Source organism: Arthrobacter sp. RCC_34 (assembly GCF_041360795.1).
GTDB lineage: Bacteria > Actinomycetota > Actinomycetes > Actinomycetales > Micrococcaceae > Arthrobacter_E.
Genome location: NZ_JBFUPW010000002.1, coordinates 358,968 through 377,127 on the forward strand (window position 1 = coordinate 358,968; position 18,160 = coordinate 377,127).

13 protein-coding genes are annotated in these 18,160 nt (G+C 70.3%); 5 read left to right on the forward strand and 8 right to left on the reverse strand.

What is annotated here, in order from left to right:
• Positions 1-32 precede the first annotated feature (32 nt).
• Positions 33-1,340, reverse strand: a complete 1,308-nt coding sequence (gene paaK, locus AB6732_RS10355) for a phenylacetate--CoA ligase PaaK (protein ID WP_370959882.1) — start codon at positions 1,338-1,340, stop codon at positions 33-35.
• Positions 1,341-1,499: 159 nt separating this feature from the next.
• Positions 1,500-3,761, reverse strand: coding sequence for a heavy metal translocating P-type ATPase (locus AB6732_RS10360; RefSeq protein ID WP_370959883.1), 2,262 nt, complete (start codon positions 3,759-3,761; stop codon positions 1,500-1,502).
• Between the two features lie 123 nt (positions 3,762-3,884).
• Here AB6732_RS10360 and AB6732_RS10365 point away from each other — a divergent pair, with 123 nt between their 5' ends.
• A complete protein-coding gene (locus tag AB6732_RS10365) occupies positions 3,885-4,490 on the forward strand; it encodes a helix-turn-helix domain-containing protein (RefSeq protein ID WP_370959884.1) in 606 nt (201 codons plus the stop codon).
• 148 nt (positions 4,491-4,638) lie between these two features.
• Complete coding sequence (locus AB6732_RS10370; RefSeq protein ID WP_370959885.1) at positions 4,639-5,541, forward strand: DMT family transporter; 903 nt, start codon at positions 4,639-4,641, stop codon at positions 5,539-5,541.
• Positions 5,542-5,557: 16 nt separating this feature from the next.
• On the opposite strand, the gene AB6732_RS10375 is transcribed toward AB6732_RS10370, so the two are convergent.
• From AB6732_RS10375 to AB6732_RS10400, 6 genes are all read right to left on the reverse strand, one after another.
• Complete coding sequence (locus tag AB6732_RS10375; protein ID WP_370959886.1) at positions 5,558-6,073, reverse strand: hypothetical protein; 516 nt, start codon at positions 6,071-6,073, stop codon at positions 5,558-5,560.
• Positions 6,074-6,317: 244 nt separating this feature from the next.
• The gene (locus AB6732_RS10380; protein WP_370959887.1) at positions 6,318-8,177 is read right to left on the reverse strand and encodes an ABC-F family ATP-binding cassette domain-containing protein; all 1,860 of its coding nucleotides are present in this window, start codon (positions 8,175-8,177) and stop codon (positions 6,318-6,320) included.
• 124 nt (positions 8,178-8,301) lie between these two features.
• Positions 8,302-9,234: a 4-(cytidine 5'-diphospho)-2-C-methyl-D-erythritol kinase gene (locus AB6732_RS10385; RefSeq protein WP_370959888.1), complete on the reverse strand. Its 933-nt coding sequence runs from the start codon at positions 9,232-9,234 to the stop codon at positions 8,302-8,304.
• Between the two features lie 2 nt (positions 9,235-9,236).
• On the reverse strand, positions 9,237-10,130 hold the full coding sequence (rsmA, locus tag AB6732_RS10390; protein WP_370959889.1) for a 16S rRNA (adenine(1518)-N(6)/adenine(1519)-N(6))-dimethyltransferase RsmA: 894 nt from the start codon (positions 10,128-10,130) through the stop codon (positions 9,237-9,239).
• A 326-nt stretch (positions 10,131-10,456) separates the two neighbouring features.
• The gene (locus tag AB6732_RS10395; RefSeq protein ID WP_370959890.1) at positions 10,457-11,623 is read right to left on the reverse strand and encodes a transglycosylase family protein; all 1,167 of its coding nucleotides are present in this window, start codon (positions 11,621-11,623) and stop codon (positions 10,457-10,459) included.
• Positions 11,624-11,932: 309 nt separating this feature from the next.
• Positions 11,933-12,883, reverse strand: a complete 951-nt coding sequence (locus AB6732_RS10400; RefSeq protein ID WP_370959891.1) for a TatD family hydrolase — start codon at positions 12,881-12,883, stop codon at positions 11,933-11,935.
• 244 nt (positions 12,884-13,127) lie between these two features.
• Between AB6732_RS10400 and AB6732_RS10405 the strand changes: the two genes are divergently transcribed.
• Genes AB6732_RS10405 through AB6732_RS10415 form a run of 3 tightly spaced genes read left to right on the forward strand, consistent with a single transcriptional unit; the run spans position 13,128 to position 18,093 of the window.
• Positions 13,128-14,174 (forward strand): AAA family ATPase, encoded by a 1,047-nt coding sequence (locus AB6732_RS10405; RefSeq protein WP_370960119.1) that lies wholly within the window; start codon positions 13,128-13,130, stop codon positions 14,172-14,174.
• The gene (locus AB6732_RS10410; protein WP_370959892.1) at positions 14,171-15,694 is read left to right on the forward strand and encodes a DUF58 domain-containing protein; all 1,524 of its coding nucleotides are present in this window, start codon (positions 14,171-14,173) and stop codon (positions 15,692-15,694) included. Before AB6732_RS10405 ends, AB6732_RS10410 begins: the two co-directional genes overlap by 4 nt.
• Positions 15,691-18,093, forward strand: a complete 2,403-nt coding sequence (locus AB6732_RS10415) for a DUF3488 and DUF4129 domain-containing transglutaminase family protein (protein ID WP_370959893.1) — start codon at positions 15,691-15,693, stop codon at positions 18,091-18,093. The genes AB6732_RS10410 and AB6732_RS10415 overlap by 4 nt, the downstream gene beginning before the upstream one ends.
• The last annotated feature ends 67 nt before the right edge of the window (positions 18,094-18,160 follow it).

The following is an 18,160-nucleotide window of genomic DNA, read 5'->3' on the forward strand; positions in this document are numbered from 1 at the left end:
CACATCCCCGAGAAAGTGCAAGGTCGCGCGAACTACCTCTTCGGGCGGCTGTCCACGATCCGGCGCATCTTGCCGTTGGAACGTTCCATGCTGCCCGGGATCACGACATCCACGGCGACCGTGACGCCGATCTTGCTCTTGACCAGCCGCTTCAAGGTCATCGCCGCAGCGTGCGCGGCCTCGGGGGTGACGCCGTCGCGCTGTTCGACCCGCACGGTCAGCTCGTCCAGCATGCCCTGCCGCGAGAGGTGGCACTGGAAGTGCGGTGACAGCTCCGGAGTGTGGAGGATCAGCTCCTCGATCTGGGTGGGGAAGAGATTCACGCCGCGCAGGATGATCATGTCGTCGGTGCGGCCGGTGATCTTCTCGATCCGGCGCATGGTGCGCGCGGTGCCCGGCAGCAGGCGGGTCAGATCGCGGGTGCGGTACCGGATGATCGGCATGGCCTGCTTGGTCAGGGAGGTGAACACCAGTTCGCCCTCCTGGCCTTCCGGCACCGGCTCCAGCGTGATGGGATCCACGATCTCCGGGTAGAAGTGGTCCTCCCAGACCGTCAGGCCGTCCTTCGTCTCGACGCATTCGCTGGCCACGCCCGGGCCGATCACCTCGGACAGCCCGTAGATGTCCACGGCGTGCATGTCGAGGCGCTCTTCCATTTCGCGGCGCATGTCGTTGGTCCACGGTTCGGCACCGAAGATGCCGACCTTGAGGGAGGTCGAGCGCGGGTCGATGCCCTGACGTTCCATCTCCTCGATGACCGCGAGCATGTAGGACGGGGTGACCATGATGATGTCCGGCTTGAAGTCCTGGATGAGCTGCACCTGGCGCTCGGTCATGCCGCCGGAGACGGGAACCACGGTGCAGCCCAGGTGTTCGGCGCCGGCGTGTGCGCCGAGACCGCCCGTGAAGAGGCCATAACCGTAGGCGTTGTGGAGCATGTCGCCCGGACGTCCGCCGGCCGCCCGGATGCTGCGCGCCATGACCGTGGCCCACATGGCCAGATCGTCCTTCGTGTAACCGACCACGGTCGGGCGCCCGGTGGTCCCGGACGAGGCGTGCACCCGTGCCACCTGCTCGCGCGGCACGGCGAGCATGCCGAAGGGGTAGTTCTCCCGGAGGTCGGCCTTGCTGGTGAAGGGGAAACGGGCCAGGTCCTCCAGGGACGTCAGGTCCTCGGGATGGACCCCGGCCTCGTCGAAGGCCTTCCGGTAGTGCGGGACGTTGTCGTAGGCGTGACGGAGCGTCCATTTCAGGCGGTCCAGCTGCAGCGCCCGCAGCTCGTCGACGGAAGCGGTCTCGATGGGGTCCAGCTCATCGGGACGCGGAGTCAGGTCCTGCATGCTTCACTCCTCCAGCTCAGGGGCGCGCAGTATTACTTACCGAACATTCGGTACTATAGCGTGTTCCACGTCACACCGGTAGGCCCGTCCACTCCCCCGGGAACGCCGAAGGACCCGCCCGGGCACCGGACGGGTCCTTCACAGACGACGCGCGAGGGCTCAGGACACGGCGCTCTTAAGAGACCCTGCGCCCTTGAAAGACCCGGTGCCCTTGAACCGCCGCAGCCGCAGACTGTTCCCCACTACGAACACGCTGGAGAAGGCCATGGCCGCCCCGGCGATCATCGGATTCAGCAGTCCGAGCGCAGCCAGCGGGATCGCCGCCACGTTGTAGGCGAACGCCCAGAACAGATTGACCTTGATGGTGCGCAGCGTCGCCCGCGAGAGCCGGATCGCGTCGACGGCTCCGAGCAGGTCCCCGCGCACCAGGGTGAGGTCGGACGCCTCGATGGCCGCGTCCGTCCCGGTCCCCATCGCCAGGCCCAGATCGGCGGCCGCGAGCGCCGCGGCGTCGTTGACCCCGTCGCCGGCCATCGCCACCACGCGCCCCTCGGCCTGCAGACCGCGGACCACGTCCACCTTGTCCTGCGGCAGTACCTCGGCCACCACCCGTTCGATCCCCACCTCGGCGGCGATGCGCCGCGCCACGGCGTCGTTGTCACCGGTCAGCAGCACGGGTTCGAGGCCCAGCCCCTTGAGCCGGCGGACGGCTTCGGCGCTGCTCGGCTTGAGCTGATCGGCCACGGTCAGGACCGCACGCGCCTCCCCATCCCAGCCGACGACGACGGCGGTCCGCCCCTGCGCCTCCGCCTCGGCTTTGGCGCGGCGGAGTTCCCCGGGCAAGGTCAGCCCCTCCGCGGCCAGGAACGCTTCGCGACCCGCCAGGACGCCGACGCCCTCGACGGTTCCGCGGACACCGAGCCCCTGCTCATTCCGGAACCCGGAAACCGTCGGGAGTTCCTCCACCTCCGCCTGAGCGCCGCGGACGATCGCCCGGGCGATCGGGTGCTCACTCGCGTGTTCCAGGGCTCCGGCCAGGCGCAGCGCGGTCAGGCGGTCCGCCGAGTCCCCGCCCACCGTCAGGACCTGGTCCAGCTCCATCTTCCCGGTCGTGACGGTGCCGGTCTTGTCGAGGACCACGGTGTCGACGCGGCGCGTGCTCTCAAGGACCTCCGGGCCCTTGATGAGGATGCCGAGCTGCGCGCCACGCCCTGTGCCGACCAGGAGCGCGGTCGGCGTCGCGAGACCCAGGGCACACGGGCAGGCGATGATCAGGACGGCGACCGCGGCGGTGAACGCTGCGGCGACGGGCTGGCCCAGCAAGAGCCAGGTGACGAGCGTGAGCAGCGCGATGCCGATGACCACCGGCACGAAGACCCCGGAGATCCGGTCCGCCAGGCGCTGAACCTCGGCTTTGCCGGACTGCGCGTCCTCGACGAGCCGGGCCATCTGGGCGAGCTGGGTGTCGTTGCCGACGCGCGAGGCTCGGACCACCAGGCGGCCCGAGGTGTTGACGGTGGCCCCGACCACGGCGCCGCCGGGCGCGACGTCCACGGGGACGGATTCGCCGGTGATCATCGAGGCGTCGACGGCCGAGACGCCGTCCACCACCGTGCCGTCGGTGGCGATCTTCTCGCCGGGCCGGACGACGAACTCATCCCCCACGCGGAGTTCCGCCACGGGGATGCGGTGCTCGCCGCCGTCGCGCAGGACGGTCACCTCCTTGGCGCCCAGCTCCAGGAGGGCCCGCAGGGCCGCGCCCGCCTGGCGCTTCGACCGCTTCTCGAAGTAGCGCCCGGCCAGGAGGAACATGGTCACCCCGGCGGCGACTTCCAGGTAGATGTTGCCGGCGCCGTCGCTGCGCTGGATGGCGAACGAGAACTCGTGGCGCATCCCGAGCATGCCGGCGTGGCCGAAGAAGAGTGCATAGAGGGACCAGAGGTAGGCCGCCAGGGTGCCGACGGAGACCAGGGTGTCCATGGTGGCTGCGCCGTGGCGGAGGTTGGTCCAGGCCGCCCGGTGGAACGGCCACGCGCCCCAGAGGATGACCGGCGTGGCCAGGACGAGCGACACCCACTGCCATCCGGTGAACTGGAACGCCGGGACCATCGACAGCACGATCACCGGGACGGCCAGCACCACCGAGGTCCAGAGGCGGCGGCGCAGGGAGTTCAGCTCCGAGTCGTCTTGCGGGGCCTCCTCCTCGTGAACGGTGGCGCCGTAGCCGGCCTGCTCCACCGCGCCGATGAGCAGCGCGACGTCGAAGCCCCCGGGTGCTGTGACGCGCGCCTTCTCGGTGGCGTAGTTGACCGTGGCCTCGACCCCGTCGACCTTGTTGAGCTTGCGCTCGATGCGGTTGGCGCAGGAGGCGCAGGTCATGCCGGTGATATCGAGTTCGACCTCGGTGGCGGTGCTGCTCATGTGGTTCCCCTTTCACAACGATCATACCCCCTGGGGGTATCTCCAGTTCAACATACCCCCAGGGGGTATGTATCCGCAAGGACGCCCTTTCACAGTGCACGTTTCGTGCACTATGATGCACTTATGGATGAAGCGGCGGAATCACTGGCGCAGGCGATCGGCGCCCGGGTCCGGCAGGAGCGCAAAGCCCTGGCCTGGACCCTGGATCAGCTCGCCGACGCCGCGGGCGTGAGCCGCCGCATGGTCGTCAACGTGGAGCAGGGCTCCGTGAACCCCAGCGTCGGCACGCTCCTGCGGCTCAGTGACGCACTTGGCGTCGGGCTCCCCGCGCTCGTCGAGCCGCCCGCGACCCGCGCGGCGAAGGTGACGCGGCACGGGGAGGGGGCGGTCCTCTGGACCGGAGCAGCCGGTGGCCGGGGTGTGCTGGTCGCCGGGACACAGCCACCGGACGTGGTGGAGCTCTGGGACTGGACCCTGGCGCCCGGCGAACTGCACGTCAGCGAAGCGCACTCCGAGGGCACCCGGGAACTCCTGCAGGTGCAGGTGGGCGCGATCGTCGTGACCGTGGACGGGCAGACGTACGAGCTCGGCCCCGGCGACGCCCTCTCCTTCTTCGGCGACTCGGACCACTCCTACCGGAACCCTCACACGGACCCCGCCCGGTTCCTCCTCACGGTCCACGAGCCCGGGGTCGGCACACCCCGGACACTGGACGCCGAGACCGGCTGACGGCAGCCGTCACGGTGCCGTCCCGGTTGCGCTTCAGCGGGCCGGCGACCACTGCGCGTTCTCCGCACGGTGTGCTTTTCACCGACTTTCACCACTCGAACCACCCCTGAACCTTCACCACTGAACCTTCACCACTGAATGGAGCACCATGACCACCCGGAACGGCACCGTGCGGATCCCCGCCTGGTCCATGGCGATCGCCGCCATGCTCATGATCCAGGTCTCGAACGCGCTGTCGGTCGGGGTCATCGAGCACATCGGACCGGGCGGCACCGCCTGGCTGCGTATGTGTTTCGGGGCCGTCTTCCTGCTGCTCATCGCGCGCCCCTCCTTCCGCTCGATCACCCGGCAGGATGTCCCGAAACTCGTGGCACTGGGCGTCGTCACCGGCTTCATGACGACGTTCTTCCTCGCGGCCGTGGAACGGATCCCCCTGGGAACCGCGGTGGCGATCGAGTTCCTCGGCCCGCTCACGGTTGCCGGGCTGGCCGGCAAACAGCGCAAGGCGCTCATCTGGCCCGTGATCGCGTTGCTCGGCGTCGTCCTGCTCACCGAGCCCTGGCACGGGGGCGTGGACCTGCTGGGCGTCGGGTTCGCCCTGCTGGCGGGGGCCTGCTGGGGACTGTACAACGTGCTCACTCAGCTGGTCGGCGACCGGTTCTCCGGCATCAGCGGCCTGGCGCTCACCATCCCGGTCGCCGCCGTCGCGACCACCGCCGTCGGGCTGCCGCAGGTGCTCTCCGGCGACATCGACTGGGTGCTGCTCCTGGTCATCGCGGGGATCGCGCTCATCACGCCGGTCATCTCATTCGCTCTGGAGATGCTCGCCCTGCGCCGCATGAACCACACGGCGTTCGGCACGCTCCTCGCGATCGAGCCGGCGTTCGGCATCCTGATCGGTCTGCTGATCCTGAGCCAGATGCCCACGGTGATGCAGATGCTCGGGATCGCACTCGTGGTGTTCGCCGGTGCGGCGGCTCAGCGCGGTGGTGGTCGGACGCTGGAGGACCCGGTGTCCGGCACTCCCGATCTGGCGGAGCAGCAGCGCTGAGGCTGAGCCGCCCGGCTCAGCCGAGGACCGCGGCGGACATGAGCGCCGTGGCGCCGCCCATGAGGAGATACTGACCGCGCACCGCGGGCTCGGCGTTCCGCGCGACACCCCACACGGAACCCGCGACATGGCACAGCACCAGCGCTCCGCTCAGGACGCCCAGCAGCCCTCCCGCGGACGCGTGGCCCGCGTGCGCCGTCGTGGCGGGAACGCCGTGCCCCGTCGCCGGGTGCATGAAGGGAAGCAGCACGGCCATGACGATGAGCCCGAGGCTGTCGTGCAGGCGTGCGACGCAGCCTGACGGCTCCCGCCGGCTCTGCGCCGACAGCGCGATGGCCGACAGCACGAGCACCGGCACCCAGACCACGACGCTCAGCAACCCCAGATAGGCCACGTCCACCATTGCGACGAGCATGAGGACGCAGCCGGTCAGTCGGGGAAGCCGCGGCCGGTCACGCCAGCCCGGATGCACCCCGACCGCGACGGCGGTGAGCACCACCGCGGCCACGTGCAGCAGATCATGGAACGGCACGGCCCTCCCCGGAACTCGGATCCGGCCCGCTTCCGGCCGGACGTGTCCCTCAGCCTAGGCAGCGTCCCGGGTCTTCACCGCCGCTCCCCGGGACCTCTCTCGCGCCCGGTCAACCCCGGCCCCGATCCGTTCCCGGAGGTCCAAGTCTGGTCTTTAAACGATCGACCGCTCCGTAGGATGCTGTTTTCCCGAGTTTTCGGGAGATTTCGACATTCTACGGAGCAGTCGATGTGAGAGAACGGCGCTACTCCCCCAGGACCTCGGCAGCTTCGAGCCACTCCATCTCGAGGGTCTCCTTCTCTTCGAGCACCTCGTTGAGCTGGGTGTTCAGCCCGCCGAGGGTGTCGAAGTCACCCTTCTCGGAGGCCGTGGCCATCTGGCCGTGCAGCTTCTCCTCCTGCTGGGCGAGCTTGCCGAGCTGGCGTTCGATCCGGTTGATGTTCTTGCGCGCCTCGCGCTTCTCCGCCTCGCTGGCCCCCGACGACGGCGCGCCGCCGTCCTGTGTGCCCGCCGCGCCGGAGCCGCCGGCCGCCGTCGGGCCGCTCGCCTTGGCGGACGAAGCGGCCAGTGCCGCCTCGCGCAGCTCCAGATACTGATCGACGCCCCGTGGAAGCCCACGGATCTTGCCGTCGCCCAGGAGCGCGATCTGGTGATCCGTCACGCGTTCGAGCAGATACCGGTCGTGGCTGACGACCACGAGCGTGCCGGGCCAGCCGTCCAGGACGTCCTCCACCGCGGCGAGGGTGTCCGTGTCCAGGTCGTTGGTGGGCTCGTCGAGCATGAGCACATTGGGCTCCCCCACCAGGAGACGCAGGAGCTGGAGGCGTCGCCGCTCGCCGCCGGAGAGGTCCCGGATGGGCGTCCACTGACGGGCGTTCGTGAACCCGAGCTGCTCCACGAGCTGCCCGGCGGTGAGGTCCTTGCCGCCCACGCTGAAGGACCGCTTCTCGCGCTCGATCAGCTCGACCACGCGGAGGTCATCCACCTCACGCAATTCGTGGACTTCCTGACTCAGCACAGCCGGGACCACGGTCTTGCCGCGCTTGACCTTGCCGCTCGTAGGCACGACCTCCCCGGACAGCAAGCGCAGGAGCGTCGACTTGCCGGCGCCGTTCACGCCGACCAGACCCACACGTTCACCCGGGGCGAGGCGCAGGGTGATGTTGTCGAAGAGCGGCGCACCACTCTGGTCCTCGGCTTCGCCCGGAGCGGGGCGGCGGTCCAGGGTGACGTTCTCCAGGTCGATGACGTCCTTGCCCAGGCGGGCGGTGGCCATCTTGCTGAGCGCCAGCGTGTCACGGGGCGCGGGCACATCCTCGATGAGGGCGTTGGCCGCCTCGATCCGGAACTTCGGCTTGGAGGTGCGCGCCGGGGCGCCACGGCGCAGCCAGGCAAGTTCCTTCTTCACGAGCTGCTCGCGCTTCGCTTCCACGACCGACGCCATGCGGTCCCGCTCGGCACGGGCCAGGACGTACGCCGCGTAGCCGCCCTCGAACGGGTCCACCACACCGTCGTGGACCTCCCAGGTCTTGGTGCAGATCTCGTCCAGGAACCAGCGGTCGTGGGTGACGACCAGGAACGCACCCTCAGTGGCACGCCAGCGGTTCTTGAGGTGACGGGCCAGCCACGCCACGCCTTCGACGTCGAGGTGGTTGGTGGGCTCGTCGAGCATGATGACGTCGTGGTCGCCGATCAGGAGCTTCGCCAGCGCAACGCGGCGCTTCTGCCCGCCCGAGAGGCTGTGGACGTTCGAGTCCCAGTCCACGTCCCCCACCAGGCCGCCCATGATCTCGCGGATCTTCGGGTCCGCGGCCCATTCGTGGTCCGCCATGTCCCCGACGATCGCCTGGCCCACCGTGTCGTCCCCGTCCAGCACGTCCTGCTGGTCCAGGTACCCGACCCGCAGGTCGCGGCGCTGCGTCACGCGGCCGTCGTCGGGCTGCGCGCGCTGAGCCAGGAACCGCATGAGCGTGGACTTGCCATCGCCGTTGCGGCCCACGATCCCGATCCGGTCGCCGTCCTCGAGTCCCACCGTGACGCCGTCCAGGACGGTGCGGGTGCCGAAAGACACGGCGAGGTTCTCGCCGCCCAGAAGATGTGCCATGTGCTGCTTTCGTCGGTGTGTCCGGTTCAGAGGGCCGTGCCGTGCGGATCCGGAAGACCCGCCCTCACGGCGCGCTGAACCTGTCTATCGTAGGCGGATCGGGGAGTCCGTGCCCGACGCCCTCTCATTGATGCACATAGGCGCCCGGCGACGGGGCCGTGAGCACGAAGGACCCCAGGCCGCGGTGGCTGAAGCCGTCCGCGAGGGCGCGGGCCGCCGTCGTGTCTTCACAGAGGAACGCGACGGTGGGGCCGGAGCCGGACACGATCCCCGCGAGGGCGCCCAGGGACTCCCCCAGGCCGAGCACGTCGCGCAGCTCCGGGGCCAGGTCCAGGGCGGCGCGCTGAAGGTCGTTGACCATCAGGGTGGACAGCACGTGGCTGTCCGGCGTGCGGAGGGCCGCCAGGATCGCGGCGTCCACGGAGTCCGGTTCCGGTGCGGCGTAGCCCTCGGCCTCGCGGAGCGCGTCGAGACGACGGAACACCTCGGGGGTGGAGAGACCGAACGCGGCCGGGACCACCACCCAGTGGAGTTCACCATGCACCAGGGCCGTGGTGAGTTCATCGCCCACGCCCAGGCCCACCGCCGCTCCGCCAAGGAGGCAGAAGGGCACGTCCGCCCCGAGCCGGCTCCCCAAGGCGGCCAGTTCCTCCCGGCTCAGTCCGCACTCCCACAGCGCGTTACAGGCGACGAGGGCCGCGGCGGCGTCGGCGGATCCTCCCGCCATGCCACCCGCGACGGGGACCCGCTTCACGATCTCCAGGCGCACGGCGGGCTCCAGGCCGCAGTGCGAGGCGAGGAGTGCGGCCGCGCGGTGGACGAGGTTCCGGGCGTCCAGAGGGATGGTCTCGGGATCCACGTCGAGCGTGCTGTCCGGTGAGAGGACCACCTGGATGCCCGGTTCGTCCAGGAGTGACGCCCGCACCTCTTCCCGCAGGGACACCGCGAGGAAGACGCTCGCCAGCGAGTGGTATCCGTCCTCCCGGAGCGGTCCGACGTGCAGGGAGACGTTGATCTTCCCCGGCGCGGAGGCCGTCACGGAGTTGCCGCGGCGCATCCTCAGGCCTCCAGGGGGATCCGGGCCTCGGCGATGCGGGTGAAGGCGCCGATGTCCAGGGTTTCGCCGCGGGCACTCGGATCGACGCCCGCCACGTGCAGGAGGCGCTCCGCTTCGGCGCCGTTCCCGGCCCAGCCGGACAGGGCGGCGCGGAGGGTCTTACGGCGCTGCGCGAACGCCGAGTCGATCACGGCGAAAACCTCTTCGCGGCTGGCGCGGGACGTGGTCTCCTCCTCGTGGCGCTCGAACGCGACCAGCCCGGAGTGGATCTTCGGCGCCGGCCAGAAGACGTTCATCCCGATCACCCCGGCCTTGCGCATGGTGCCGTACCAGGCGGCCTTGACCGACGGCACGCCGTAGATCTTGGAGCCCGGCCCTGCGGCAAGACGGTCCGCGACCTCGTCCTGCACCATGACGAGGCCGTGGCGGATGGTCGGGAAGTGCTCGAGGAGGTGGAGCACCACCGGCACCGCGACGTTGTAGGGCAGATTGGCGACGACGGCGGTCGGCTGATGCGGCAGCTCGGTGACCTTGAGAGCGTCCTGGTTGATGAGGGTGAAGCGCTCGGCCGCGCCCGGCCGGAATTCCTCGACGGTGGTGGGCAGACGGCCCGCCAGCACGGGGTCGATCTCCACGGCGACCACGCGGGCGGCGGCGTCCAGGAGTCCGAGGGTGAGGCTGCCGAGGCCCGGGCCGACCTCGAGCACGGTCTCCGACGGGTCCAGTTCGGCGGCGGCAACGATCCGGCGGATGGTGTTCCCGTCGATCACGAAGTTCTGCCCCAGGGTCTTGGTCGGCCGGACGCCGAGCTCCTCGGCCAGACGGCGGATGTCCGCGGCGCCCAGCAACGGGGTGGGGTTCGTCGCGGCGTCGGGGTTCTGGGCTGCATCACTCACCCGACAATCCTACCGACCCGGCGGTCACAGCCCACTCCCGGTGGACGGCGGGGACCGGTCACGTCCACGGACCGGTCCCCCACCGGGCTGAGTCCGCTATCCGCGGTGTGAATCCGCTACATCTGGTAGCGGATTCACACCGCGGATAGCGGACTCAGCCACAGGGGTTCAGTCAGAGGAGTTCAGTCAGAGGGTTTCAGTCAGACGCGGCCGGGCTCGGAGGGCTGCTCCGGCGGCGCGACGACGGCGGACACGACGACGGCGGCCGGCGACCTCCGTGGGAAGGTCACCGGCCGCCGTCGTTCAGCTGGTGAAAGGAGCACCGCTTATCCGGCAGCCCAGCCGCAGCCCCAGGGGGACAGCCCGCGCTGGGCGTAGACGCGGTTGGCGATGTCGATCTGCTGTTCGCGAGTGGCGAGGCTGGCGTTCGGGGCGTACGCGCCGCCACCGGCGCCGAGCCAGGTCCCGATGTCGAACTGCAGGCCGCCGTAGTAGCCGTTACCGGTGTTGATGGACCAGTTGCCGGTCGACTCGCACTGGGCGATGCGGTCCCACATGCCGGCGTTCACAGCGGCCGGAGCCGCGGCGCCGGTGTTGGATCCGCCGGAAGCAGCCGGGGCGGCGGGGGCCACGGGGGCCTCCTTGGTGCCGACGTCGACACGCTCCGTCACGGGCTCGGCCGTGACCTTGCTGGTGACGAGGGTGCGGGTCGCTTCCTTGCCGTCCACGATCACGAGGCGGAAGGTCTTCTCGACCGAACCGGCCACGCCCTCGGTGGTGACCTTCTCCACGCCCTTGTCGAGCTTGGCGGAGTCGGTCTTCACCACGTCGAAGGGGATCTCTTCCTTCACGGTGGCCGTGCGGCTCTTGTCGATGTTGCTGACCTTGACGGTCATGTTCGCGGTCACCGGAGCGGTGGCCGGGAGGGCCGAGACGTCATTCTTGCCGAGGACGACCTTGGCTTCCTTCAGGACGTCACCGACGGTGGCGGCGGTGGTGGTCAGCTTGCTGCCCTTGCCGCGGACGATCAGGTTGACATGCTTCGGGGTGGAGATGGTGAGGCTGGTGCCCTTGACGTCCAGGTTGGCGTCGGCCGGCAGGGACACGCGGGAGGTGTCCTTCACGCCGAGTTCCTTCACCAGGCCGGCGACGGTGCTCTCGTGAGTGTCGACCTCACGCGCCGCGCCGTCCAGGACCACGGAAACCGACTTGGAGCGGTTGATCCGGACCTCGGTGCCGTCCTGCACGCCACTGTTCAGGGCGGGAACGACCTTGTCCTTGTCGGCGATGTCGATGTTCGCGCTCTTCACGACCTGCTCGACATTGCCGCCGAAGGTCTGGACGGAGCTGACACGGCCGTCGAGGTTGATTTTCACGGTCTTGTTGTTGACCACGAAGGCCAGGAGGCCTCCGACGAGGGCCAGGATCACCGCGAGCTGCACGCCCACCTTGACGGGACTGATCTTTCCGTCAGTTGCGAAGATTTTGTTCACTACTACCCAAACTACTGGTGCGTCCGGGCACGGGGAACGGGGGCCTCGCAAGGCAAGGCCTGATGGTCGCCCGGCGCCTCTCGGCACACGGGTGTCCATGGTTCACAACGAAGTGTCATTCGTCCGCAGGCCTTCCCCGACCCCGGCTATCTGTCATCCACTGTAACCGAAGCGTTATAAAACAGCCAAGCCCTGAATGCCGTGTGCGACACGCGAAGTCGCGCAGATGCCGGCTGTCAGGTACGGTACGCGCCCGTCGCGCGGGCGAGCCTTCAGAATGTCAGCCCAGTTCAGCGGGCGGTTTGCGTCTCAGTCCCAGGTGCCGTACGCGGCTTCCGTGTTGCGTGCGACGTCGGCGCACAATTCATCGAGATCGGTCGCCAGCGCTTCGGCCATGGAGCGCATCGTGTACGGGATCATGTAACTCGCGTTGGGCCGCCCGCGGTACGGATGAGGCGTCAGGAACGGCGAGTCGGTCTCCACCATGATCAGGTCCCGTCGGGCCGTCGTCAGGGCCTCCCGCAGGTGCCCGTTCGCCTTGAACCCGACCGGCCCGGCGAACGACATGTACCAGCCGTGCTCGTTGCAGATGGCCGCGAGCTTCTCGTCGCCGGAGAAGCAATGGAAGACCACCCGCTCCGGCTGTTCCTCCTCGAGCAGGATCCGGACGACGTCGTCGTGCGCGTCCCGGTCGTGGATCTGCAGCGTGAGGCCGAGCCGGCGGGCGATGTCGATGTGGCGGCGGAAGGAATAGTGCTGAATCGCCTGCTCCTCCTCCCCCTGGGTGCGGAAGTAGTCCAGGCCGGTCTCGCCGATGCCCCGCACGCGCGGATGCGCCGCGAGGTCTTCGATCTCCTGCAGAGCGTCCTCCAGCTCGCCGCGCGCCGCGTAGAGCGGGGCGTCGTTCGGGTGGATGGCCAGCGCGCCCAGCAGACGGCGGTCCTCGTCGAGGGCGCGGACCGTGAAGCGGGCGGACTCGAGGTCGCAGGCCACCTGCACGGCGGCCTTCACGCCCACCGCCTCGGCGGCGTCGAGGGCGTCCTTGACCGAGACCTCTACGAGGCCGTCGCGGAAGTTCAGGTGGGTGTGGTTGTCCATGACGGGGATCCGCAGCGGTTCCGGCGCCGGAGGGTAATCCAGCTTCCGCTTGCGGCCCGCTTCGTCCTTGGTGGACCGCGCCGAATCCGCGGGGCCCTCTTGCCCGTTCTCCGGAGCTTCCTCGGGGCGGCGATAGGCGAACGGGGTCTCGGGAGCACACATGCTTCCAGCGTAGTACGCACCCACACCCGAGTCCGGCGGGCGCCCACCACCCTATGACGGAGCGGCGGCGATGAGTAGGCTGTGAGGAAGTGAGCCACGTTACACCACGTCAGACTCGGCTTTTGGGGGCTCGCGCCGGGTGAAGGAGAGGTCGGCCGTGTCAGATCCGGGTTTCATCGAGGGCCCAGGCCCGGGAGGGGTCGCCACCGGGCTGCCCGGCTCCCAGCAGGCGGTTCCCGAGCCCTTGTCCCCTGAGGTGTTCTCCTCGGCGGCGCGAGCGATCCTCGACGCGGTCAACGGGGTGATCGACGGCAAGCAGGAGACCGCCCGCACCGCGCTCATGGTGCTCCTGGCCCAGGGTCACCTGCTCCTCGAGGACGTCCCCGGCGTCGGCAAGACCATGCTGGCCAAGACCCTGGCCCGGGCCATTCACGGCAGCGTCTCCCGCATCCAGTTCACGCCCGATCTACTGCCGTCCGATGTGACCGGCGTGTCCATGTACAACCAGGCCAGCGGGGAGTTCGAATTCCGTCCGGGGCCCGTGTTCGCGAACCTGGTGATCGGGGACGAGATCAACCGCGCCTCGGCCAAGACGCAGTCCGCCCTCCTCGAATGCATGGAGGAGAGCCAGGTCAGCGTGGACGGACAGGTGTACCCGCTGGGTGCGCCGTTCATGGTCCTCGCCACCCAGAACCCCGTGGAGATGGAGGGCACCTTCCCCCTCCCCGAGGCGCAGCGGGACCGCTTCATGGCCCGGATCTCCATGGGCTACCCGGACCGCGCGGCCGAGCTCGACATGCTCGAGGCGCACCAGGGCCGGTCGCCCCTGAACGATCTGCGGCCCGTGGTGGACACCGCGCTGCTGCGCCGGATGATCGCTACCGTGCAGGCCGTCCACGTCGCCGGACCCGTCAAGGAGTACGTGGTGGACCTCGGTCAGGCCACGCGCAGCCATCCGGACATCGTCCTCGGCGCCAGCCCCCGTGCGCTGCTGCACGTCCTCAGGGCGGCCAAGGCGCACGCGGCCCTCGCGGGACAGGACTTCGTGCTCCCGGACGATGTCGCCGTCGTCGCGCCGGACATCCTGGCCCACCGGCTCCTGCTGGACCGCCGCGCCGTGCTGAACGGCAAGGATGCGGCGAGCATCCTCGCGGGCATCCTGGAGCGGCTTCCCGTGGACACCGCGGCGTCCCGGGCGGCGGCCCGCCGGGCCGCCTCCCCGGCGTCCGACGGGCCGTCCCTGAGCTCCGCGGGCCTCTCCTCGCCCGGAGACCAGGCCCGGGTGCCATGAGAGCCCGGCCGCTGAGCAGGCTGTCCCCCGCGAAGCTCCTCACCCGCCGGGGTCTGGGCTTCGTGCTGGTGGCCCTCCTCTGCCTGGCCGGAGCCTGGATCCTGGGGCGCCGCGATCTGCTCACGCTCTCCGTCTTCCTTCTCGCGCTCCCCGTCCTGGCCGTGCTGGGAGTGCGCAACCGTCACGAGCGCTTTCTCGTGCGCCGCGAATTCCATCCCCTCCCGGTGCAGGAGGGCACGACGACGACCGTCCACCTCTTCATCAGCCCCTCCGCCTCCGCGCCGGCCGGGTCGGCCGGGTCGTCCCACCCGGGCCGGCGGGCGCCCTGGGCCCGCTTGCGGGGCGGCGGATCCCTGGCCGAGTCGACGATGGTGGAGCAGCTGCCGGCCGACCTCGGTGGTTCGCCGCGGTTCCGCTACCCCTCCCGGGCCTCGCGGGGCGGAACGGTTTCCGCCTACGAGTACCGGGTGGCCCCACCGCATCGCGGGGTCTTCCCCGTGGGTGGGGTCACCGCGGAATTCCGGGACCCCTTCGATCTCGCCTGGAAACGCCACACGGTGGATCCTGGCACCGAGCTCCTCGTGACACCACGGCCCGGAGAACTCGCCCCCGGTCTGCTCGACCTGGTGCGGGGCCACGCCGGGATCGGAGTCGGCGGCAGTCAGACGACCAGCTGGGTCGCGAGCGCGAGCGAGAACGATGTGATGGTCCGCGAGTACCGGCACGGCGACGCACTGCGCCGGGTCCACTGGCCCTCGACGGCGCGGCGTGGTGAGCTCATGGTCCGGCACGAGGAAGGCGGCGCGCTCCCCCGCATCACTTTGGTGCTGGATCAGCGCACCGCCGTCCACAGCGGCGGCGAACTGGCACCGTTCCCCGTCCCCGGGGCCGCCGCCTCGCTGCGCACCACGGTGTCGTTCGAATGGCAGCTCAGGACGTTCCTCTCCGTCGCACTGGGTCTCGCCGGACTGGGCCACGAACTGCGTCTTCAGGATCATGCGGGAGAGCCCGCCTTCCAGCGGTCCCGCAGCGCGCCGCACCCCGAGCTGGAGGTGATGGCGGCCGGGGAGGCGCCGGAGCTGCTTCCCGAATGTCTGGCGGCCCTCGAACTGACGGAGCACCCCGCCCCACTGGCCCTTTCGGGGACCGGCGGGCTGCTGGTGACCTTCACGGGCCGGCTGGGGCTCGACGACGCGCGGCACCTCGTCAGCGGCACGCTGAGCGGTGCGGGGACCGCCGCATCCTGGGCCGGCTCCCGCGGGACGCCCCAGGCGACCGTGATCAGCTGCTGGCCCACCAGCCCGGGCGCCGACGTCCGCGACCTGCTGGAGACTGCCGGCTGGCGCGTCCTGTGGGCCTCACCCGGCGACTCCCCGTCCCGGCTCCTGGAACGCTGGGCGGGCGCCACCGCGACCGCCGCGGCCCCGGCGCACGCGGCCGGGCACGGCGCCATTCACACACCCGCGCACGCGGCCGGCCACCCGGCCAGGCACACCGCAGCCGGTGGTGACGCGGCATGACCACCGCCCCGGAACGGGTGCCGGGCCCGAGCCGGCCCGGGGGGATCCTCCTGCCCGTCACGGCCTGCGTCTGCGCCCTGCTGGCTTCCGCGGCGGCAGGGCTCTCCGGCGTCATCTACGGATGGTCCTGGTTCCTCCCTGTGCTCATCGCGGTCCAGGTGACCGGGACGGCGCTCGTCGTTCCCCGTTTCTTCACCCGCAGCGCCTGGGTCCCCTACGCGACGGGAGCGGTGGCACTCGGCCTGATCCTCAACGCGCTGTTCCTGTCCGACCGGGCGTTCCTGGGCATCCTGCCGAGCCCGGCGGCCTGGGGCGGCTTCTGGGACCTCATGGCCGAGGCCCAGAACACCGTGCAGCACGAGTTCGTCCCGGTCAATCCGGGACCCGGGATCACCTATCTCGTCTCGGGGTGTCTGGGTCTGCTGGTGCTCATCACGGACTGGATCGTGGTGCGGGCACGGCACCCGCTCGCGGCGGCCGGCCCGGTCCTCGCCGTCCTTCTGGTGCCCGCACTCCTCAACTACACGAGCGTGGGCGCGTGGCCCTTCGCGGCGACGGCGTTCTTCTTCACCATCCTTCTCGCGATCTCCCGGCGCGCCCTGCGCGCCGCCCAGGAGGCCGAGAACCCGGCGGAGATCACCCGCGGCGCCGCCCAGAACAGCGCATCCCGCGGACTCGGCCGGGCCACCGTGCTCGGCTCCGCCGCCGTCGCGCTGGCGCTGGTGATCCCCGCGCTGGTCCCGGGATTCACCGAAGGCCTCTTCCCGCAGGGCTCGCGGCTCGGATCGCTCGGCAAGAGCAACGGTCTGAACCCGGTGCTCTCCCTCAGCAGCAACCTCCGCCAGCAGGGCACCGGCACCGTCATCAGCTACGTCACCGATGCCTCCTCGCCGCCCTATCTGCGGCTGACCACGATCGACTCGTTCACCGGCGACCGCTGGGAACCGGAGAAGTACAACGGCGGCTACCTCGGCTCCGTCCGGCAGTTCGACGACGGCAAAATGCACCTGACGCCGGAGAAATCCACCGGACCGCTGTTCTTCTCCACCGTGATCAGCACCCACGACTTCTCAAGCCCCTACCTCCCGATGGTCACGAACCCCGCGGTGGTCGAGGGCGCCAAGGGCGATTGGGGCTACGACGCGGACAATCTCACGGTCCGGAGCCGCAGCGGGGACTCCACGAGCGCCAACGAGGTCTACACGGTGCGCTCCTTCAACCAGGACTGGACGGCAGAGGAGCTCCGGCGGCCCGCCACTCTCCCCCTGCAGGTCATGGAGAAGTTCCGCGAGCTGCCGGCCACCTTGCCCCGCGTCATCGGGGAGACCGCACTTCAGGTCACGCGCACCGCCGACACGCCGTTCGACAAGGCGATGGCCTTGCAGCAGTACCTGCGCGGCCCGGCCTTCAGCTACTCGGTCACCGCCCCGGCGGACCACGGCTACGACGGCACCGGCATGGAGGTCCTGGCAAAGTTCCTGGACGCCAAGAGCGGGTACTGCATCCACTACGCCACGGCGATGGCCGTCATGGCCCGGGCGATCGGCCTCCCGAGCCGTGTGGCGGTGGGCTTCGCGCCGGGCCGTGCCACGGGGGTCACGCAGGCCGGCGAACAGGGCGGGCCCACCCGGACGGAGTATGCCGTAGCAGCCCAGGACGCCCACGCCTGGCCCGAGATCTACCTGGAGGGCCCGGGCTGGATCCCCTTCGAACCCACCCCTTCGCGCGGCATCGTGCCCGGCTACGCCGTCGACCCGTCCGCCACCAACGTCCCGGATTTCGACCCCGAGGGGCTCCGACCCCGGGCCACCAGCACCGTCACCTCCACCCCGCAGGCCTCCGCGTCGGCCACCACCACCCCGGTTCCGCAGGCCGCGCCCAGGGCGACCCCGCCGTGGTGGGAGTCGCTCGACTGGGGACACCTGATCTGGGGCGTGGCCGTCGTCGTCGTGCTGGGGATCGCCTCCGTCCTGCCGCAGGCCCTCCGCGGACGGCAGAGGGCGCGCAGGCTCTCCCCCGCGCAGAGCGGCGCCGGGGTGAGGATCGGCGCGATGGAAGAGCTGCTCGCCACCGCGGAGGACCACGGCGTTCCCGCCCGCGACGCCGAGACGCCCCGGGCCTTCGCCGCCCGGCTGGAGGACGGCCTGCCCGAGCCCGGCCGCGTGGCCGTGCAGGCTCTCGTGAGGGACTACGAGTCCGCCCGGTACGGCGACCACGACGACGGCGCCGGGCCGGAGTCCACGGCGCAGGCGGCCCGGGCGCGGGTCGCCGCCGTCGAACGATCCCTCGGCGACCGCGAAGGACGCCTCGCGCGGTGGCGCGCGCGCTGGGTCCCGCCGTCGCTGAGGCGTGCTGGTCCGTGGCGCGGTGGTCAGGGGCACGGGGGTCGGCGGCACTGACGACCGCCGGAAGCCCGGTCAACACGACGGCGCCCGTCCGCTGCCCCGGAGGGCGGCGGACGGGCGC

Bases quoted from the DNA above. Each gene is read 5' to 3' on its own strand.
- paaK (WP_370959882.1), bottom strand. From the start codon at position 1,340: ATGCAGGACCTGACTCCGCGTCCCGATGAGCTGGACCCCATCGAGACC.
- AB6732_RS10360 (WP_370959883.1), bottom strand. From the start codon at position 3,761: ATGAGCAGCACCGCCACCGAGGTCGAACTCGATATCACCGGCATGACC.
- AB6732_RS10365 (WP_370959884.1), top strand. From the start codon at position 3,885: ATGGATGAAGCGGCGGAATCACTGGCGCAGGCGATCGGCGCCCGGGTC.
- AB6732_RS10370 (WP_370959885.1), top strand. From the start codon at position 4,639: ATGACCACCCGGAACGGCACCGTGCGGATCCCCGCCTGGTCCATGGCG.
- AB6732_RS10380 (WP_370959887.1), bottom strand. From the start codon at position 8,177: ATGGCACATCTTCTGGGCGGCGAGAACCTCGCCGTGTCTTTCGGCACC.
- AB6732_RS10385 (WP_370959888.1), bottom strand. From the start codon at position 9,234: ATGCGCCGCGGCAACTCCGTGACGGCCTCCGCGCCGGGGAAGATCAAC.
- AB6732_RS10400 (WP_370959891.1), bottom strand. From the start codon at position 12,883: ATGTGTGCTCCCGAGACCCCGTTCGCCTATCGCCGCCCCGAGGAAGCT.
- AB6732_RS10410 (WP_370959892.1), top strand. From the start codon at position 14,171: ATGAGAGCCCGGCCGCTGAGCAGGCTGTCCCCCGCGAAGCTCCTCACC.
- AB6732_RS10415 (WP_370959893.1), top strand. From the start codon at position 15,691: ATGACCACCGCCCCGGAACGGGTGCCGGGCCCGAGCCGGCCCGGGGGG.